Consider the following 17,148-nt stretch of genomic DNA (forward strand, 5'->3'; position numbering starts at 1 on the left):
TTCCTTTAAAAGAGGTGAAACACCACAACCAATACGGAAATATTATAGAAAGGATGGATTTTATGTCTGTTAAAAAGATTAAAGGCACTTGGACTTACGATTTCCAATATGAAGGAAAACGATACAGAAAAAGAGGGTTTAGAACTAAAAAAGACGCTATACAAGCTGAAAGAGAGTTATATATTGATCTAAGTAAAGGTGGTCAATTAGCAAACGATATAACCTTTATAGAATACTTTGAAAGATGGATTAAAGTAAATAAAGTAGATAGAGTATCTCAATCGACGCTAAACAGATATTATAGTGCTTTAAATGTGTTTGAAGAAAAATTCGGTTCTATTCTTATTAAAGAAGTTAGCCAATTAGGTTACAGAGAAATGCTCAAAGAATATGCTGAAGGTATGTTTTTAGGTGGTAGAAAAGAAGGTAGAACAAAAGAAAGTGTAAAAAAACTTAATAATTGTTTCTCTCAAGCTTTTAAAGACGCATTAAATGAAAGACTTATTTATAAAGACCCTACGTGGAATGCACCAATCTATGAGAAAAAAGCAGCAATGAGTGAAAAGCAAAAGTATTTATCATTAAAAGACTACCAATTATTAAAACAAACCGCATCTACTAAATCACATTTATCTTATCTAGCAATTTATATATTGATAGCAACCGGTGCTAGATTTAGTGAAGTTCAGAAACTCAAAAGAGTGGATATAAATAAAAGTCAAAACACTATCCACTTGAGAGGAACTAAGACTAAATCAGCCGACCGTCATGTAGCGATTACTTCTAAAGATATGAAACATATTATAGATGTGATAAGTTCTAAACCACTTCATAAAGACGGTTATATATTTAACACTGGTATTTCACTCATTACTAACAAAGCAGTAACTACTGCTATGAGAAATATATTGGCTAAAAACGAATTGAAAAGCGATTATGGACTTCATTCTCTAAGACACACACACGCTTCAATGTTATTAGGTCATGGTTTTAGTATACAATATGTTAGTAAGAGATTGGGCCATGCAAACATAGAAATTACATGGCGAGTATATAGCCATTTGCTTGATGAGATGAAATCACAAGAAGATGAAATGTTAGATTCAAAACTCTCTTTTTTCTAAAACCGACAACAAGTCGACAACGAAGTGCTTGAAACCCCTTATTTAAAGGTAACAGACAATCCCTCCGTTTCCGTCATTTTAAACCCTCCATTTATTGGAGGGTTTTTTTACATTTCTATTTTCCACTCATAAAAGCTAATTTACTCCTATTTCATTTTCAAATAAACTATTTATTAAATTATTAATTTACTCTTTAACATTAATTTTACGTTAGAACTTACATTAATTTAAAATATTAAAAAATTTAAAATTTAAAAATATTTTGTTCCATATGTCTAATTTATATAATATACTTATTTGTATAAAATATAAATTTTGAAGGAGAATGTTAAATAATGGCTGATCGACATTTTGAGAGCAATGAAGAGCAAAGACAATGGCAACAATTTCAAGATTACCAACAGCATAAGTCCAATAAGAAAAAAGGATGGTTATGGGGATGTGGTGGTTGTGGTGGTTGCCTAGTTTTATTAATCCTTATCATAATAGGAATATCAGCTTGTACTGCTTCTTTTAGTAATTCTAATAATAGTCTTAATTCTAATAATACTGAGCAACAAAGTTCAAATGATTCTGATGCTACTAGAGAACAAAAATCGGCTCTTAATAAAGCTAAGACATATTCTGATGTTATGCATATGTCTAAACAAGGTATTTATGATCAATTAACATCTGATGCGGGAGAAAAATTCCCAGAAGATGCTGCTCAATATGCAATTGATAATCTTAAAGTTGATTATAAGAAAAATGCTTTAGAAAAAGCTAAGGATTATGCAAATCAACAAGATATGTCTAATGATGCAATTTATGATCAACTCACTTCTAGTTACGGTGAAAAGTTCACGCAAGAAGAAGCGCAATATGCTATAGATCATTTAAATAAATAAAAATATAGCGGCTATAGGTTAAATCCTATATAGCCGCTTAGTTATATTAATAAGACATCAATTTTAAAATATCTTCTTTCTCAATAGCGCCGAAATAATGATAGAAATCAAACTCTTCCATAGCTTCCTTAATGTGATTGTAATCATGCAAAACGCCAACAAGTGCGTTCTCCAACTCTGTTACATCTCCTTCACCAAAGAAGTCTCCAAAGATTCTAGCATGTTCAATTTTGCCTTTTTTAACATCGAATTTAATTTGTACAAATCCTTTTTCAAATTTTTCATCTCGTTCAAAATTATACTTAGGATTTCGACCGTAGTTCCATTCCCAGGTACGGTATTTCTCATTACTTAATGCTTCTATATTCTTCCAATCTTCGTCTGTTAACTTATATTCTTCAACTTCATGTTCACCAAAAATTGTTTTTAGAATGATTTGTTTAAAGTCATCAATTGAAATCGATTCTTCTAAAAATTCATCGATATTTGCTACACGCTTACGCACTGACTTAACACCTTTAGATTGAATTTTTTTAGGATTAACTTTCAATGCATTTTGTACTTCTCCCAAGTCACTATTTAACATTAATGTGCCGTGACTAAACATTCTATCTTTAACTTTAACCATGGCATTCCCTGAAATTTTAGCTTGCCCTACTTGAATATCATTACGACCAGTCATTTCAGCATCTACACCCATTGATTGAAGTGCTTGTACGATTGGCTCTGTAAACTTTTTGAAATTATGGAAGCTATTACCGTCATCATCTGTAATAAAACTAAAATTTAGATTACCTTGGTCATGGTATACAGCGCCACCACCTGAAATACGGCGTATAACATGTATGTTATTTTCATCTACATATTGTTTATTAACCTCTTCTATAGTATTTTGATTTTTTCCGACAATGATAGACGGTCCATTTACATAAAATAGAAAGTAACTGTCATCCGAAGGTAAATGTTTTAACACGTACTCTTCCATGGCAAGGTTAATTGTAGGATCAGTAATATTATTATTACTTACAAATTTCATCTATATCTCTCCTTTGACTCTCTCGTATATGCCCTTAGTTTAGTTATGCCTTATATTTAGTTATTTTGCCAATTATTTACTCAATTTTGACATTATTTTCATAATTAAAATATTATTTGCCATTTTTAGCATATATTTGTTTATTATTATGCAAATTTTTAGTACAATATAGCCTAGTTATGAATTTAGGAGGACTCCGTATGACTGTTGCAGAAGTAGGAAATATCGTAGAATTTTATGACGGTTTAAGAGGCCGTGTTGAGAAAATTAATGACAATTCAGTTATTGTAGACTTAACAATTATGGATACCTTCAATGAATTAGACTTACCAGAAAAAACAGTTATTAATCATAAACGATATACTATCGTTGAATAAGAAGGTATACATTAAAATGAAAAATATATCAAAAGCTTTAATTTGGTTTATAGCAAGTTTCATTGTATTCCATTTGATTTTATTTGTTATGTGGGGAGAGCATCAAGAGTACTGGTATCTATACACTGGTATTATGTTAATTGCAGGTATTAGTTATGTATTTTACCAAAGGGACATAGAATCTAAACGACTTTTAACTTCTATCGGAGTTGGTATCGCTACAGGTATCGTCTTGGTTATAATACAATTAATTTTTTCATTACTTTCACCACAAATAACATATGCAGAACTTATTAAAGAATTATCAAGAACAGGTGTTTATTTCAAATGGCAAATGTTAGTGACGTTAATTTTTGTAATTCCTTGTCATGAGTTATACATGAGAACTGTTTTACAAAAAGAACTGACTCAATATAAATTGCCTACTTGGTTAATCATCTTGATTACTGCATTATGTTCTAGTTCTTTATTTATTTATTTAGATAAATGGTGGATAGTGGCATTTATTTTTGTAGCTCAATTAGTATTATCATTGAGTTATCAATATACACGTCGCATCGTAACTACCTCTTTAGGACAAATTGTGGCAATTATACTATTATTAATATTTCATGGATAAAAAACTTTTCTTAGTTAAAACTAAGAAAAGTTTTTTTGAAGTAATTTACAATTTAAATACGTTTACTTATATGAGTACTATTTTTAATACGCTACTGAAAAATTAGAGTCCAACTTTAAATAATAATCAGGTTGATTTAGCTTTTCAGCGATAAGTGAACTCATCGGTCGATCATATGTGGAATGAAGTATTGATTCATCTTCCAAGTATTGACGATAATTTCTATAACAATAATCTGTCATTGTAACTCTATGCTTTTCATCTAACTCAATATTTTTTATATTCACTCTATCAAAACGAGGCGCTGACATATCTACCTCATAATCAAATCCTTGCCACAATGTACATAATGTTTCATCAATAATAGTCATACTTAATTGATTTTGCTCAAATTGAATATAAGAATAAGTATATTCAAGCATCTTTTTAATTTGATGGCCTCTAAGTGTTATATCTATTGCTTTATCAGGGTGTGGATAAGCATTATAGACATCCTCATTAGTCACTATACCTTTTAATCCCTTTTCGCCATTTTTAGGCACGTTAATACAAGTAATATTATTCTCATAGGCTAAATGTAGACTATCATGTAATAATTGTATGAATGGGTGTGGACTACTTAGTAAGTCTTCCAAGCCATTAACCTGTAAATCGACTTTATTCTCTGAAACAATATCCTTTGACCAATGTTCTAAGGCTTTACGATCATAATACGTTGTCTCAAGTAATTCCTGATCTTCTGGATACTCACTTAAATTAATTACTGTAGATTCAATATTTTCTTTTTCGAACGAGTTCGTACGTTTTTTAAATTTAATTTTGACGTGTACTAACTCTTGAGCATCTTGTCCTGCTTGAACATATACTGTTTCAAAATCATTACCTATAATCGTTTGATGCTGGTGCGCTGTTATCATTAAATCGATCACACCTATTTCCTTCATTATTTTTTCCGCTTCATGAGAACCTTTTCTATGTCTTGTATTCGTTTGATTTATTTTATATAGTCCTCCATGATAGATTACAATTAAGAAGTCAGGATGTTCACTTTCATGTATATATCTAATCCAGCGTTTAGCAGATAATAGTGCTTTTTCAATACTAACCTCTTTCTCCATTTCAGCGAATTCGTTTTTCATTAATCCATCTGCAGTTAAACCTACAATTGCGATTCGAACATTATCGTATTCTTTAATTATATAAGGTGTTGAGAAATATGGTTCCTTTGTTAATGCAAATTCTATATTCGCAGATAACCATTGAAACCTTGATAGTGATACTGCTTTAGTCAAAAATGATAATCCAAATTTAAAATCATCCGGACTTATACCACTAGCATCATACTGCATAGCATTCATTAATTTAATCATAGGATGACGTTTATAAGGTGCGACAATAGCATAATAATGCGCTGCCAATGAGCCAGCTACATTTCCCCCACTATCTAATAAAATGACTTTATCATTGTTTTCTCTAATATTTTTAACATAGGTACCAGCACGATATATATTTGATCCAAAATCTCCATTCATAAAATGACTATGCATATCTGATGTTGCCAAGATATCTATATTTATATGTTCATTTTTCTCCAATTTACACACCCCTTATTTAAAGCTAGTTTAACATTTATTAATCTGTAGGTGCTATTTATTTCTAATCAAAAAAGCATTCTCAGAATTAATAATTTCTGAGAATGCTAATCTATTTAACCAATTTGAACACGTTCTTTAGGATAATGGTATTTATCCGGTTCCTTAAGTCCAGCTATCATAATAATAAATGAAATTAAACCAACACGACCTATAAACATTAATATCATTAGTATTACTTTAGTAAGTCCACTAATATCGTCTGTAACACCTAAAGATAGACCACATGTTCCAAAGGCTGACATGACTTCAAAGAATACTTGTAAAAATGTTAGATTTGTTTTTTCAGTAGCGAGAATAACAATCATACTTACAAATGTTAGAATTGATGCCATAGTAAATACGGCGAATGAACGTTGAATATCAACTACATGTATTTCTCGATTGAACACTTTTATAGCTGTTTTTTCAGCATTATTATTAAAGTTAATTACAAAGAGAATTAGTATCGCAAATGTAGTTGTACGTATACCACCACCAACTGAACTTGGAGATGAACCAATAAACATGAGGATACTCATTATTACATTCGTTGCATCACTAAAGTTTGTTACATCAATGGTTTGTAATCCAGCACTACGTGTTGTTGCAGATTGAAATAATGAATAGAATAAGGATTGATGCCAACTTAATCCTTTAAAAGCATGGTGATGTTCTAATGCTAATATGGCTAAAACACCAAAAACAAATAAAAATAGATATGTGCATGTAGTTATTTTGGTAAATAGTGAAAATCTAAAATGACTGACTCTATTCCTTACATATGCTCTGATTTCAAGTAATACAGGAAATCCTATTGATCCTAATACGATTAGAAACATAACAATCGTTTGAACAAAATAATCCTTAGCGTAAGGTATTAATGATTGCCCTGTGATATCTAATCCACCGTTAGTAGTAGCAGAGACAGACACAAATAAACCTTGCATGAGTGCATTTTTTAAATCTGGATTATCTCTATAGAAATAAAATGCTAATAACAGCGCACCTATAAATTCTATTGTTAATATCGTTTTGATGATTTCTAATATCAGCTTAACGGTTCCACTCATTGTATCTTTATTATTATCTAACATAATTAATTGGCGTTCGCGGATACCTATATGTTTCCCTAACACAACCCATAGTACTGTACCAATCGCCATGACGCCAATACCGCCTATATTAAGTATGATTAATATAATAATTTGGCCAAATGTTGAATATGTATCTACTATGTTAACGGGAGATAGTCCAGTAACACTAATGCCTGATACAGCAACGAATAGCGTATCGATTGGGCTAACATCAACACCATGTTTATGCACAAATGGGAGGTTTAATAATAAAAAAGCGACAACTATGGCTATCAAATAATATAAAACTATCCCCTGTTGAGGGCTAGATTTTTTAAGTAACTTACTGAAAATAGACACTCATTTGTCACCTCAACATTATTTCAATTTAATTTTTATCTCTTGAGATTTTCCTTCTCTATAAATTTTAGCCGACAATGTTTTTAAGTCTTGTCTATGATTAAAAATTATTTGTCTATACTGTAAATTATTTTGAATTGATTTACTATCTAATTCTACAACTACATCACCAATTTTTAAACCTGATTTTTTACCTAAACCATTTTCTTTTAACTTTTCTACTACGATTCCATTTTGAACATCTTCGGGTACTTTTAATAAATTTCTTTCATAAGGCAGTAAATCTGAAACATTTTTAATTCCAATACCAGTATTAGGATATTGAATTTCACCTTTTTTCTCTAATTCCTCAGCAATTTCACGTGCAGCATCTATTGGAATTGCAAAGCCCATGCCTTCAATATTAGGCATATTTATTTTTAACGATACTAAGCCTATTAATTCTCCAACTCTATTGACGACAGCACCTCCTGAATTACCTGGGTTAACTGAAGCATCAATTTGAAATGTATTAACCAATTCATCATTCTTATTATCTTTATCGAAGTCGACAGGTACTGCCCTATTTAATCCGGAAATAATACCTTTCGTCACTGTATTTTTAAAATCATTTCCAAGTGGATTACCAACAACTAGGATGGATTCACCTAGCTTTAAATGTTTTGAATGACCTATTTTAATTGGCTGCACGTTTTTATTTTTTATCGTTGTTTTAAGCACTGCAATATCTGACCACATATCACTCCCAACGACTGTAGCAGTAGCTGTTTTATCATCATCATATGTAATGTTTACTCTTTTATTACTTCCAACTATATGTGTATTAGTTAAAATAAAAAAAGTATCGTCTACAGCTTTGTAGACGACACCTGAACCAACTTCATTATTTGAGTTTGTATTTGTTTTATCAATTGTTTGTGTTGTTATGTTCTTAGGTGTGTCATTCTCAATTGTTACCACTGATTTAACAGCTGTTTCTGCATTCTTCATTGTTGATGTGTATTTCGTATCATTGTTACTACTTTGTTCAATACTACTATTTTGATTAATCGTTGAGATAATTGCACTAATTAGTATAACAATTAATATGATTGCAACTACTATGACTATTTTAAGCCAATGTAATTTTAAAAAGTCTTTTACTTTGTCCATCGTATCATTGTTCTTAGGCTTATCTTCTGAGTGTTCATTTTCTTCTGACTTATTAGAATGAGCTAAATTTTGACTAGATGCTTTCTTTAAGTCTTGATTATCTTCAACTTTATTATTTTTATCTTTAGTATGAGAATTTAATTCCTTGTTAGAAGTTTCATTAGAACTTGCTTTTTGTTCTTTTTGTTCTTTTTGTTCCTTTTGTTCAATTTTTTGATTTTTATTCGTTTCTAAAACGTCTTCCGATGATTCTTTAGTCTCTTTTTGTTTTTTAGTTTGTTCACTTTTATCAAGATGATTAACTTCACTTTTATTAATATTAGCTTGTTTTTGTTTTCCTTTATTCTTTTCAACTCTACTATATTTTGGTTCTATTTCACCATGTTTGGAAGAGGTAGAATTATTGTCTTCTTTCTCCTGTTTTTCCACTTCGTCAGTAGGTTTAGTTAACTTATCATTATTTTCTTTATGTTCATTTTTTAGTTGTTGCTCTTCAGGTAGTGTTAAATGATGCGTGTTAGTATCATTTAATTCTTGATCAGATTCATTATCAGATCGTAATTTAGCTAGATGTTGTTGCTGGTGAATTTCTTCTTGTGTTAATTTCTCAATTCTTGCTTTTCGCATGTTATCTTTAACACGTTCTTCATTAACTTTTGCTTGTTCTTGCTCTTTTTTGGCAAGTCTCTCACGTTGTTCTCTCTCACGTTCTAATCGTTCTTCGCGTTCTTCATTATGGAAATACTCATGTCGTTTTCGACGATACTGTTCACGTGGTATTACGTGTTTTTTATCATTATCCAAAGGTGTCCACTCCTATCGACTAACTCACAATCTATCATGCTAACGTTAAATTATGTTTTGTGGTTGTGGCTTTAATTAATTTATTCATTAACTAAAGTTTAATATCAATATCGCCAATTAGCAATGAATTGAAGGTTCAAAATTGAATTTTTCTTATCAAATCACTAAAATGCACAATTTATAATAATAAAGCCTTTTAAACTTGATGGTACACATCAAATCTAAAAGGCTCAATCACTTATTTAATACTATTTATTGGCTTTCTTCTTGTTGCTACGTACTGACGTTAACCAACCGATTACGACTAAAAGAATCATAACTGTCCAGAAGATAGCTTGCCATAATGTACTATGAGGGAAATGTTCAGGTAAAATACCTATATCTTCATGAGCAAGTACTATAACAACTAATTTAATACCTACCCAACCTACAATTGCGAAAGCAGCTCCTTCTAATCCAGGATATTTATTTAGTAAGTCAACAAACCATGTAGCGGCAAAACGCATTAGAATAACACCGATCATTCCGCCAATAAACATTACTGAGAATTGACCTAAGTCCATCCCACCAAAATGAATGCCGACTTTAGGTAATGTAACAGCAATTGCCATCGCTGCTAACATTGAGTCAATTGCAAAAGCTATATCTGCAAATTCAACTTTTAAAACAGTGCCCCAAAATTGCATAGGTCCAACTTTTTTCTCTACGCCAGACTCGTCAAAATGATGGTCGTCACCCTCAGGTTGATCTTCATGTTTTTTGTGGAAGAATTGCCAAAGATTTCTTATTGACATAAAAATTAAATACGCGGCACCAAGTGCTTGGATAAACCAGAAATTTGCGATAACACTAATTAAGAATAAGGCAAGAAAACGGAATACAAATGCACCTAGCAAACCATAAAATAACGCTCTTTTACGTTGTTCAGGTGGTAAATGTTTTACCATAACAGCCATTACAACCGCATTATCAGCTGCTAATAGCCCTTCTAAAAATACAAGAACGAGAATTACCCATAGGTAGGGTAAAATTAAACTCGGATCCATAGTGGACAGCTCCTTTTTGTTTTAATACAAATAAAGAGACCTATGCTAAATAATAGCAAAGGTCTCACTTAGCAAATAAATGCCCACTTTACCGGAAGATAATACTTCGTAATGACGATAAAGCGCTAACCATCATGTAGTTGATGGTCTTCAAGTTACTCCCCTCTGACAAATTGTCATAGGTATTCATTTGTTAAGTGTATTATACACTATACTTAATATAAATAAACAATTAACGTTTAACAAATTGTCTATTTAAAGAGATATTTTTAAATACCCATTATTTTCAATCATAATCTTATAAAAGACTATACAATTTAATTTCTGGGAATTTTTCTTCGAACCAACGTGTTGCAAATTCATTTTCGAATAAGAAGACGAAATTATCATATCTATCTTTCACTAATATTGAACGAGACGTGTTCATTTTATCTTGAATATCATCTTCGTTTTCAATCCAACGCGCAATTTTTCTACCAACAGGTTCCATAACAACATCAACGTTATATTCATTTTTCATTCGATGTTCAAACACTTCAAATTGTAATTGACCAACGGCACCTAAAATAATTTGATTAGTGTGAAGCGTTTTATAATATTGGATTGCTCCTTCTTGAACAAGCTGTTCAATTCCTTTATGGAAATGTTTTTGTTTCATTACGTTTTTAGCTGAAACTTTCATAAATATTTCCGGTGTGAATTGAGGTAAATCTTGGAAACTATATTTTTGCTTGCCACCAACTAAAGTATCTCCAATTTGATAATTACCTGTATCATATAAACCAATGATGTCTCCAGCTACTGCATGGTTAACAGTTTCTTTATCGTCAGCCATAAATGATGTTGAACGCGTAATTTTTTGTTTTTTGTTCGTACGTTGTAATGTTACATCCATACCACGTTCGAATGCACCACTAACAACACGCATAAACGCAATTCTATCACGATGTTTAGGGTCCATATTAGCTTGAATTTTGAAAATAAATCCAGAAAATTCATCGTCAAATGGGCTTACTTCAACTTTTTCATTAGTCTGACGTGCATTAGGCATCGGTGCATGATCAACATATGCATTCAAGAAGTTTTGAACACCGAAGTTAGCTAATGCAGAACCAAAGAACACGGGTGTTAATTCACCATTTAATAGCGCATCATTATCAAACTCTTCACCCGCTTCTTCTACAAGCATAAATTCTTCGATAGCTTGAGCAAATGCACTGTCATTACGAATAGCATGCTCTTCTTGTAGTTCAAAATCATCATCTAAATGTAAAACATTTTCTTCATCTCTAAATGGTTCTATAGATTTAGACTCACGATCGATAATACCAAAGAAATTTTGACCCATACCAATTGGCCAGTTCATAGGGTAAGTATCAATGTTTAATGTTTCTTCAATCTCATCTAATAATTCAAATGGCTCTTTACCTACGCGGTCCAATTTATTAATGAATGTAAAAATTGGAATTCCTCTCATTTTACAAACTTTAAATAGCTTTAAAGTTTGAGGTTCAATACCTTTGGCACAGTCAATAACCATCACTGCACTATCCACTGCCATTAAAGTACGGTAAGTATCTTCTGAGAAATCTTCATGCCCTGGTGTATCTAATATATTAATTTTGTAATCATCATAGTCAAATTGCATCACTGAACTCGTTACTGAAATACCACGTTCTTGCTCCACTTTCATCCAGTCACTAGTTGCAAATTTACGTGTTTTTTTACCTTTAACTGTACCCGCTTCTCTAATTGCACCACTAAAATATAACAACTTCTCAGTCAGTGTCGTTTTACCAGCATCCGGGTGAGATATTATGGCAAACGTCTTTCTTGATTCAACTTCTTCTTTTAAACTCATCTATTAATCTCCTTTAAAATCATTCACAATCCAGTTTGTTAAATTTAAAGCAATTTTGTTTGCTTCATTTTCCTCGATAAAAGCAAATAATTGCATTAACAATTCTTCTTTGACATCATTACTGTCCATATTCAAATCAAGTTCTATTGCCCAAAATATATCTGGAATAGCCAACATGATTTGATTTTTATCTTCAATTATATATAAGTAAACATTAACAATTTCGTCATTTATAGATAATTGTTTAATGTTCACTTGGTCCACCGCCAAATTTTTTGTATGCCGCTTCAAGTCCAATTAAATCATCTCTATGTGGCACTTTAATATGTCCAGGCATGATTTGATAAGGTTCTCTTCCTTTAGAAGCTAATACTACTGTATCGCCCGGTTCAGCTATATCAATGGCATGTTTGATCCCTTCAGCTCTGTCATCAAATTCAACATAATTATCATGTGTTGCGCCTTTAGCTAGTTCAGCAGTCAACATTTTAGGATCATCATTAGCAGGATTATCTGGCGTAAATATTACGTAATCTGCTCTACAAGCTACTGCGCCCATTTCAGGTGTTTTAGTTAAGTCACGTTCTCCAGCCATTCCAATTAAAAAGATTAATTTTTGTTTCACGAAGGGTTTTACTGCATCTATAAGTTTATTCATTCCGTCAGCAGTATGCGCATAGTCAATAATTAAATCAATTGGTAGCGAAGGATCTAGAACTTCCAAACGCCCTTCAACTGGCTCTAAATTCTCAACTACTCTGACGATATCTTCCATAGATGTTCCTTTACTCCAGACTGCAATCATGGCAGCCATAATATTTGAAATATTAAATTTACCTACATATGGTGTTTTAACACTGTAAGTTCCTATAGGCGTATCAAAATCAAATTGAACACCTTGTAAAGATTCTTGAATATTTTTAGCCATAAATTGAGCGTCATGGTCTATTCCATATGTAAATATTTCATATGGTGTAACTGATGCTAAATATTTGGAGAAATCATCATCATTATTTAAAACAGCATATTTCTCTTTCGATAAATCTTCTCCCAGTTGACTAAATAACAATGATTTAGCATGTCCATAGGCTTCCATTGTGCCATGAAAATCTAAATGGTCTTGTGTTAAATTTGAGAATATCGCAACATCAAATTCTACACCTCTTAATCGCCCTAGTGATAAACCGTGACTAGATACTTCCATAGTCATAGCTTCCGCATTTTCATCAACCGCTTGCTTAATCTTTTTAGTTAAAGACACTGTTTCTGGTGTTGTATTGGCACCTTTAGTTTTATGTTCATTTATTTGGAAACCATTTGTTCCTAAATATGCGCTTCCTTTACCTAAACCTCTATAAATAAGATGAATCATAGTAGCAATTGAAGTTTTGCCATTAGTGCCTGTCACACCTATTGTAGTTAATTGATGGCTAGGATAATCATATAAAGTATGTGCTAACAGGCTAGCAACTCTTAATGTATCTGGTACGATAACCTGCGTCACGTCACCGTTAATGTCTTGTTGATGGTTAACCACAATGACTTTTGCACCTTGATCAACAACATTTTGACAAAATTTATGGCTATCAACTGTATAGCCTATTGATGCGACGAATATACTCCCTTCACTAGCGGTACGTGAATCTGTAGTGATATCAGTAACATTTATATCTAAAGTGCCTATTACTTGTTTAACTCGTATTTTTTCGAACAACTCATTCGCATTCAAAATGTATCGCTCCTTTTTTTACAATAAATTTATTATACACGTTTTGAAGTTGTTGATAAATTTATAATCATTAAAATATTGATTAGATTTAATACGAACTTGATATGTTTTACACCTCAAACTAAAGATTTCATTAATATAATTGAAGGAATTATTAATTAATAGTTAATTATTTTAAAATTTCCTATATATATCACTTTAATTCAATACTTTTAAATCTATTAATGCTAGGATAGTTATATAAAGATGATGTTAACTTCCTTAATATGCTATAATGCACTATAAATGAATTTTATACTTTCAATAAAGGGTATATATATTATGATAACTATGTAAGTATGTTTATTGCTACTATAGTTAAATCAGAATGCGTTATTGCGTGTTTTAAATTTAAATTAATGGAGGGTGACTATTAATGGTTACTCAAAATAAAAAGATATTGATTATTACCGGCTCATTTGGAAATGGACATTTACAAGTGACACAAAGTGTTGTTAATCAACTCAATGAAATGAACTTGTCTCATCTATCAGTTATTGAGCATGATTTGTTTATGGAAGCACACCCAATCTTAACTTCTATTTGCAAAAAATGGTATATCAATAGCTTTAAGTATTTTAGAAATATGTATAAAAACTTTTATTATAGTCGCCCTGATGAATTAGATAAATGTTTTTATAAATATTATGGATTAAATAAATTAATCAATCTACTACTTAAAGAAAAACCAGACTTAATCTTATTGACATTCCCTACTCCAGTAATGTCAGTGCTAACAGAGCAGTTTAACATAAATATTCCAATCGCAACTGTTATGACAGATTACCGTCTACAAAAAAACTGGATAACGCCTAACTCTCATAGATATTATGTAGCTACTGACGATACCAAACGTGATTTCGTCAATGCTGGTATCCCTGCTTCTGATATAAAAGTGACTGGAATACCTATTTCCGATAAATTTGAATCTGACATCGATAAAGTGGCTTGGTTGAAGAAACATAATTTAAATCCTGATAAACCAACTATTCTGATGTCTGCCGGGGCATTTGGTGTATCAAAAGGATTTGACTATATGATTGATAACATCCTTCAGAAAAGTCCACAATCACAAATCGTAATGGTTTGTGGTCGTAGCAAAGGGTTAAAGCGTACTTTAGAAATGCAATTTAAATCATATGACAATGTCCTTATTCTAGGATATACAAAACATATGAATGAATGGATGGCATCAAGTCAACTTATGATTACAAAACCAGGTGGCATTACGATTTCCGAAGGTTTAACACGTAGTTTACCAATGATTTTCTTGAATCCGGCTCCAGGTCAAGAGCTTGAAAATGCATTATATTTCCAAGATAAATCATATGGCAAAATCGCGAATACACCTGAAGAAGCTATAGATATTGTTTCTGATTTAACAAATCACGAGTATCGCTTACAAGCTATGACTAATAAAATGACTGAAGAAAAGGTTAACCATTCAACTTATAGACTATGTACCGATTTATTAAATATCTTGGACAGTTCATCACAACAACAAGAAATATATGGAAAGGTTCCTTTATATGCCAGATTCTTCGTTAAGTAATAAAGGAATTAGTAAGAACTTCAAGATAATGCTCGTTATTTTGTTCTTAATGGAGTTTGCACGGGGAATGTATGTATTAAGTTACGTTAATTATTTACCAACCGTTACCTCTATTGCTGTTGCAGTGACTTCAGCGGCATTATCAATTCACTTTATATCCGATGCGGCAACGAATTTTGTCATCGGATTTCTTTTGAAAAAATTTGGTACTAAGCTAGTATTAACCTTAGGTTTTTTATTAGCTTTTATTAGTTTATTCTTAGTCATTTGGTTCCCAACTAATCCAATAGTTATCATTTTTAGTGCTATCATGTTGGGTATTGCTGTTAGTCCTATATGGGTTATCATGTTATCAAGTGTAGAAGAAGCACAACGTGGTAAACAAATGGGCTATGTTTACTTTGCTTGGTTATTAGGGTTACTCGTAGGATGGGCATTTATGAATGTTCTAGTTAAATTACATCCTACTCGATTTGCATTTATGATGTCACTTGTTGTAGTTATTGCATGGGTATTGTATTATTTTGTTGATATTAAATTAACAAATTATAATACTAAACCGGTTAGTGAACAATTAGGACAAATCGTTAATGTTATGAAACGTCACTTAGTGTTATTCCCTGGTATTTTATTACAAGGTGCTTCTATTTCAGCATTGCTACCTATACTACCTACATATGCTACAAAGGTAGTAGGCGTAAGTACTATTGAGTACACCATTGCCATCGCTATAGGTGGTGCCGGTTGTGCCTTTTCAATGCTATTCTTATCTAAGATTATTGATAAAAATAGTAAAGGCTTTATGTATGCAGTTATTTTTACAGGTTTTATACTATTCACAGCATTTATCTTCGGTTTATCTTTAGTAACAAATATCCTTATCGTTTGGATTGTAGCGATATTTATAGGTTTAATGTATGGGATATTATTGCCTGCATGGAATACATTTATGGCAGGACAAATCGATCCCGCTGAACAAGAAGAAACTTGGGGCGTATTTAATAGTGTTCAAGGATTTGGTTCTATGATAGGTCCTTTATTTGGAGGCTTAATCGCTCAGTTTTCTAATGGTTTAAATAATACATTTTATTTTTCTGCAGCAATCTTTTTAGTATTAGCGATATTCTACGGTGTTTATTTTGTAAAGTATCGAGGCAAAGCAAATCGTTTCTAATAAAAAGTAGATAAAATACTAAAAATCTAGTTAATGTACATCATACACTGTACATTAGCTAGATTTTTATTTTACATATTATTTAATTTTACGCTAACTTGAAAGTATCAATCACTTTCCATTTATCCTCTTCTTCGTCATAGCGTAATAATGAAAGTTCTTCAATTTTTTCTTTAAGGTCTACCCCTACTAATTCTACTTGACCAAATATATCCTCGAATTCTTGGCTTGTTAAACCTTGAGCAATCGTAAAGTGTGGCACGAATGGATGCTCAGCTTCACCATGAAAATCTTCAGTATTAAATAAATTGAAAAGTTGTTCTAATTCATCAGTTTTAGCAACTTTAAAATAAATTACATTGTTAGTTGGTTTAAAGCTTGAAGCTTTTGTAGCATGAACATCTACAGGTCCGAAACCTTCTAATCTTTTTTTCACTTCTTCTTTTACTGAATCTAATTCATCATCATTGATTTCAAAGTGTGATTTGATCGTAATATGAGGCATGATACGTGCATACTCAGTATCATAACGTTTACGATAACCATTCACTTCATCTTGAAATGATTTTGACGGAATTAATGCTAATCCTATATTCATTGAAATTCCTCCTTTGTTTAACATATTACTATTATAGCAAAATTCTATATATTACGTTATTAGTTAGCAGAATTTTTTGAAAA

The 17,148-nt window shown here is 31.5% G+C and carries 15 protein-coding genes; 6 read left to right on the forward strand and 9 right to left on the reverse strand.

The window, feature by feature from the left end:
- Positions 1–62 precede the first annotated feature (62 nt).
- Both SBL15_RS01290 and SBL15_RS01295 read left to right on the forward strand, forming a co-directional pair.
- Positions 63–1,124 (forward strand): site-specific integrase, encoded by a 1,062-nt coding sequence (locus SBL15_RS01290; RefSeq protein WP_107611377.1) that lies wholly within the window; start codon positions 63–65, stop codon positions 1,122–1,124.
- A gap of 335 nt (positions 1,125–1,459) precedes the next feature.
- A complete protein-coding gene (locus tag SBL15_RS01295; protein WP_053017801.1) occupies positions 1,460–2,011 on the forward strand; it encodes an Ltp family lipoprotein in 552 nt (183 codons plus the stop codon).
- Positions 2,012–2,057: 46 nt separating this feature from the next.
- On the opposite strand, the gene SBL15_RS01300 is transcribed toward SBL15_RS01295, so the two are convergent.
- Positions 2,058–3,047, reverse strand: a complete 990-nt coding sequence (locus tag SBL15_RS01300; protein ID WP_107611378.1) for a lipoate--protein ligase — start codon at positions 3,045–3,047, stop codon at positions 2,058–2,060.
- Between the two features lie 200 nt (positions 3,048–3,247).
- On the opposite strand from SBL15_RS01300, the gene SBL15_RS01305 reads away from it, so the two are divergent.
- Positions 3,248–3,424 carry a YkvS family protein gene (locus SBL15_RS01305; protein ID WP_107611379.1) on the forward strand — a complete coding sequence of 59 codons (177 nt, stop codon included), beginning with the start codon at positions 3,248–3,250 and terminating at the stop codon, positions 3,422–3,424.
- A 16-nt stretch (positions 3,425–3,440) separates the two neighbouring features.
- Positions 3,441–4,043 (forward strand): type II CAAX prenyl endopeptidase Rce1 family protein, encoded by a 603-nt coding sequence (locus tag SBL15_RS01310; protein WP_037535503.1) that lies wholly within the window; start codon positions 3,441–3,443, stop codon positions 4,041–4,043.
- A gap of 83 nt (positions 4,044–4,126) precedes the next feature.
- Here the strand turns inward: SBL15_RS01310 and SBL15_RS01315 are convergent, their stop codons facing one another.
- From SBL15_RS01315 to SBL15_RS01345, 7 genes are all read right to left on the reverse strand, one after another.
- Positions 4,127–5,638: a bifunctional UDP-sugar hydrolase/5'-nucleotidase gene (locus SBL15_RS01315; protein ID WP_317954965.1), complete on the reverse strand. Its 1,512-nt coding sequence runs from the start codon at positions 5,636–5,638 to the stop codon at positions 4,127–4,129.
- A gap of 113 nt (positions 5,639–5,751) precedes the next feature.
- Complete coding sequence (locus SBL15_RS01320) at positions 5,752–7,110, reverse strand: TrkH family potassium uptake protein (RefSeq protein WP_317954966.1); 1,359 nt, start codon at positions 7,108–7,110, stop codon at positions 5,752–5,754.
- Between the two features lie 18 nt (positions 7,111–7,128).
- Positions 7,129–9,066 (reverse strand): S1C family serine protease, encoded by a 1,938-nt coding sequence (locus tag SBL15_RS01325; RefSeq protein ID WP_107626266.1) that lies wholly within the window; start codon positions 9,064–9,066, stop codon positions 7,129–7,131.
- Between the two features lie 248 nt (positions 9,067–9,314).
- Entirely contained in the window at positions 9,315–10,112 is a 798-nt protein-coding gene (locus SBL15_RS01330) for a TerC family protein (protein ID WP_053017791.1), read from the reverse strand.
- Between the two features lie 298 nt (positions 10,113–10,410).
- Positions 10,411–11,973: a peptide chain release factor 3 gene (locus tag SBL15_RS01335; protein WP_317954968.1), complete on the reverse strand. Its 1,563-nt coding sequence runs from the start codon at positions 11,971–11,973 to the stop codon at positions 10,411–10,413.
- A gap of 3 nt (positions 11,974–11,976) precedes the next feature.
- Positions 11,977–12,228 (reverse strand): YueH family protein, encoded by a 252-nt coding sequence (locus tag SBL15_RS01340; protein WP_037535492.1) that lies wholly within the window; start codon positions 12,226–12,228, stop codon positions 11,977–11,979.
- Positions 12,218–13,702 carry a UDP-N-acetylmuramoyl-L-alanyl-D-glutamate--L-lysine ligase gene (locus tag SBL15_RS01345; protein WP_107611383.1) on the reverse strand — a complete coding sequence of 495 codons (1,485 nt, stop codon included), beginning with the start codon at positions 13,700–13,702 and terminating at the stop codon, positions 12,218–12,220. The genes SBL15_RS01340 and SBL15_RS01345 overlap by 11 nt, the downstream gene beginning before the upstream one ends.
- Before the next feature lie 415 nt (positions 13,703–14,117).
- Between SBL15_RS01345 and SBL15_RS01350 the strand changes: the two genes are divergently transcribed.
- Positions 14,118–15,293, forward strand: coding sequence for a diglucosyl diacylglycerol synthase (locus SBL15_RS01350; RefSeq protein ID WP_011276212.1), 1,176 nt, complete (start codon positions 14,118–14,120; stop codon positions 15,291–15,293).
- A complete protein-coding gene (gene ltaA, locus SBL15_RS01355) occupies positions 15,271–16,467 on the forward strand; it encodes a lipoteichoic acid biosynthesis MFS flippase LtaA (protein ID WP_182703534.1) in 1,197 nt (398 codons plus the stop codon). Before SBL15_RS01350 ends, ltaA begins: the two co-directional genes overlap by 23 nt.
- A gap of 88 nt (positions 16,468–16,555) precedes the next feature.
- Here the strand turns inward: ltaA and SBL15_RS01360 are convergent, their stop codons facing one another.
- Entirely contained in the window at positions 16,556–17,065 is a 510-nt protein-coding gene (locus SBL15_RS01360) for a YjcG family protein (protein WP_011276214.1), read from the reverse strand.
- Between the last annotated feature and the right edge of the window lie 83 nt (positions 17,066–17,148).

This window comes from Staphylococcus sp. NWU MKU2 (assembly GCF_033283605.1).
Taxonomy (GTDB): Bacteria; Bacillota; Bacilli; order Staphylococcales; family Staphylococcaceae; genus Staphylococcus; species Staphylococcus haemolyticus.

What these genes read in the sequence shown, in the direction of transcription:
- SBL15_RS01290 (WP_107611377.1), top strand. Translation starts at nt 63, where the DNA reads ATGTCTGTTAAAAAGATTAAAGGCACTTGGACTTACGATTTCCAATAT.
- SBL15_RS01295 (WP_053017801.1), top strand. Translation starts at nt 1,460, where the DNA reads ATGGCTGATCGACATTTTGAGAGCAATGAAGAGCAAAGACAATGGCAA.
- SBL15_RS01300 (WP_107611378.1), bottom strand. Translation starts at nt 3,047, where the DNA reads ATGAAATTTGTAAGTAATAATAATATTACTGATCCTACAATTAACCTT.
- SBL15_RS01305 (WP_107611379.1), top strand. Translation starts at nt 3,248, where the DNA reads ATGACTGTTGCAGAAGTAGGAAATATCGTAGAATTTTATGACGGTTTA.
- SBL15_RS01310 (WP_037535503.1), top strand. Translation starts at nt 3,441, where the DNA reads ATGAAAAATATATCAAAAGCTTTAATTTGGTTTATAGCAAGTTTCATT.
- SBL15_RS01330 (WP_053017791.1), bottom strand. Translation starts at nt 10,112, where the DNA reads ATGGATCCGAGTTTAATTTTACCCTACCTATGGGTAATTCTCGTTCTT.
- SBL15_RS01335 (WP_317954968.1), bottom strand. Translation starts at nt 11,973, where the DNA reads ATGAGTTTAAAAGAAGAAGTTGAATCAAGAAAGACGTTTGCCATAATA.
- SBL15_RS01350 (WP_011276212.1), top strand. Translation starts at nt 14,118, where the DNA reads ATGGTTACTCAAAATAAAAAGATATTGATTATTACCGGCTCATTTGGA.
- ltaA (WP_182703534.1), top strand. Translation starts at nt 15,271, where the DNA reads ATGCCAGATTCTTCGTTAAGTAATAAAGGAATTAGTAAGAACTTCAAG.
- SBL15_RS01360 (WP_011276214.1), bottom strand. Translation starts at nt 17,065, where the DNA reads ATGAATATAGGATTAGCATTAATTCCGTCAAAATCATTTCAAGATGAA.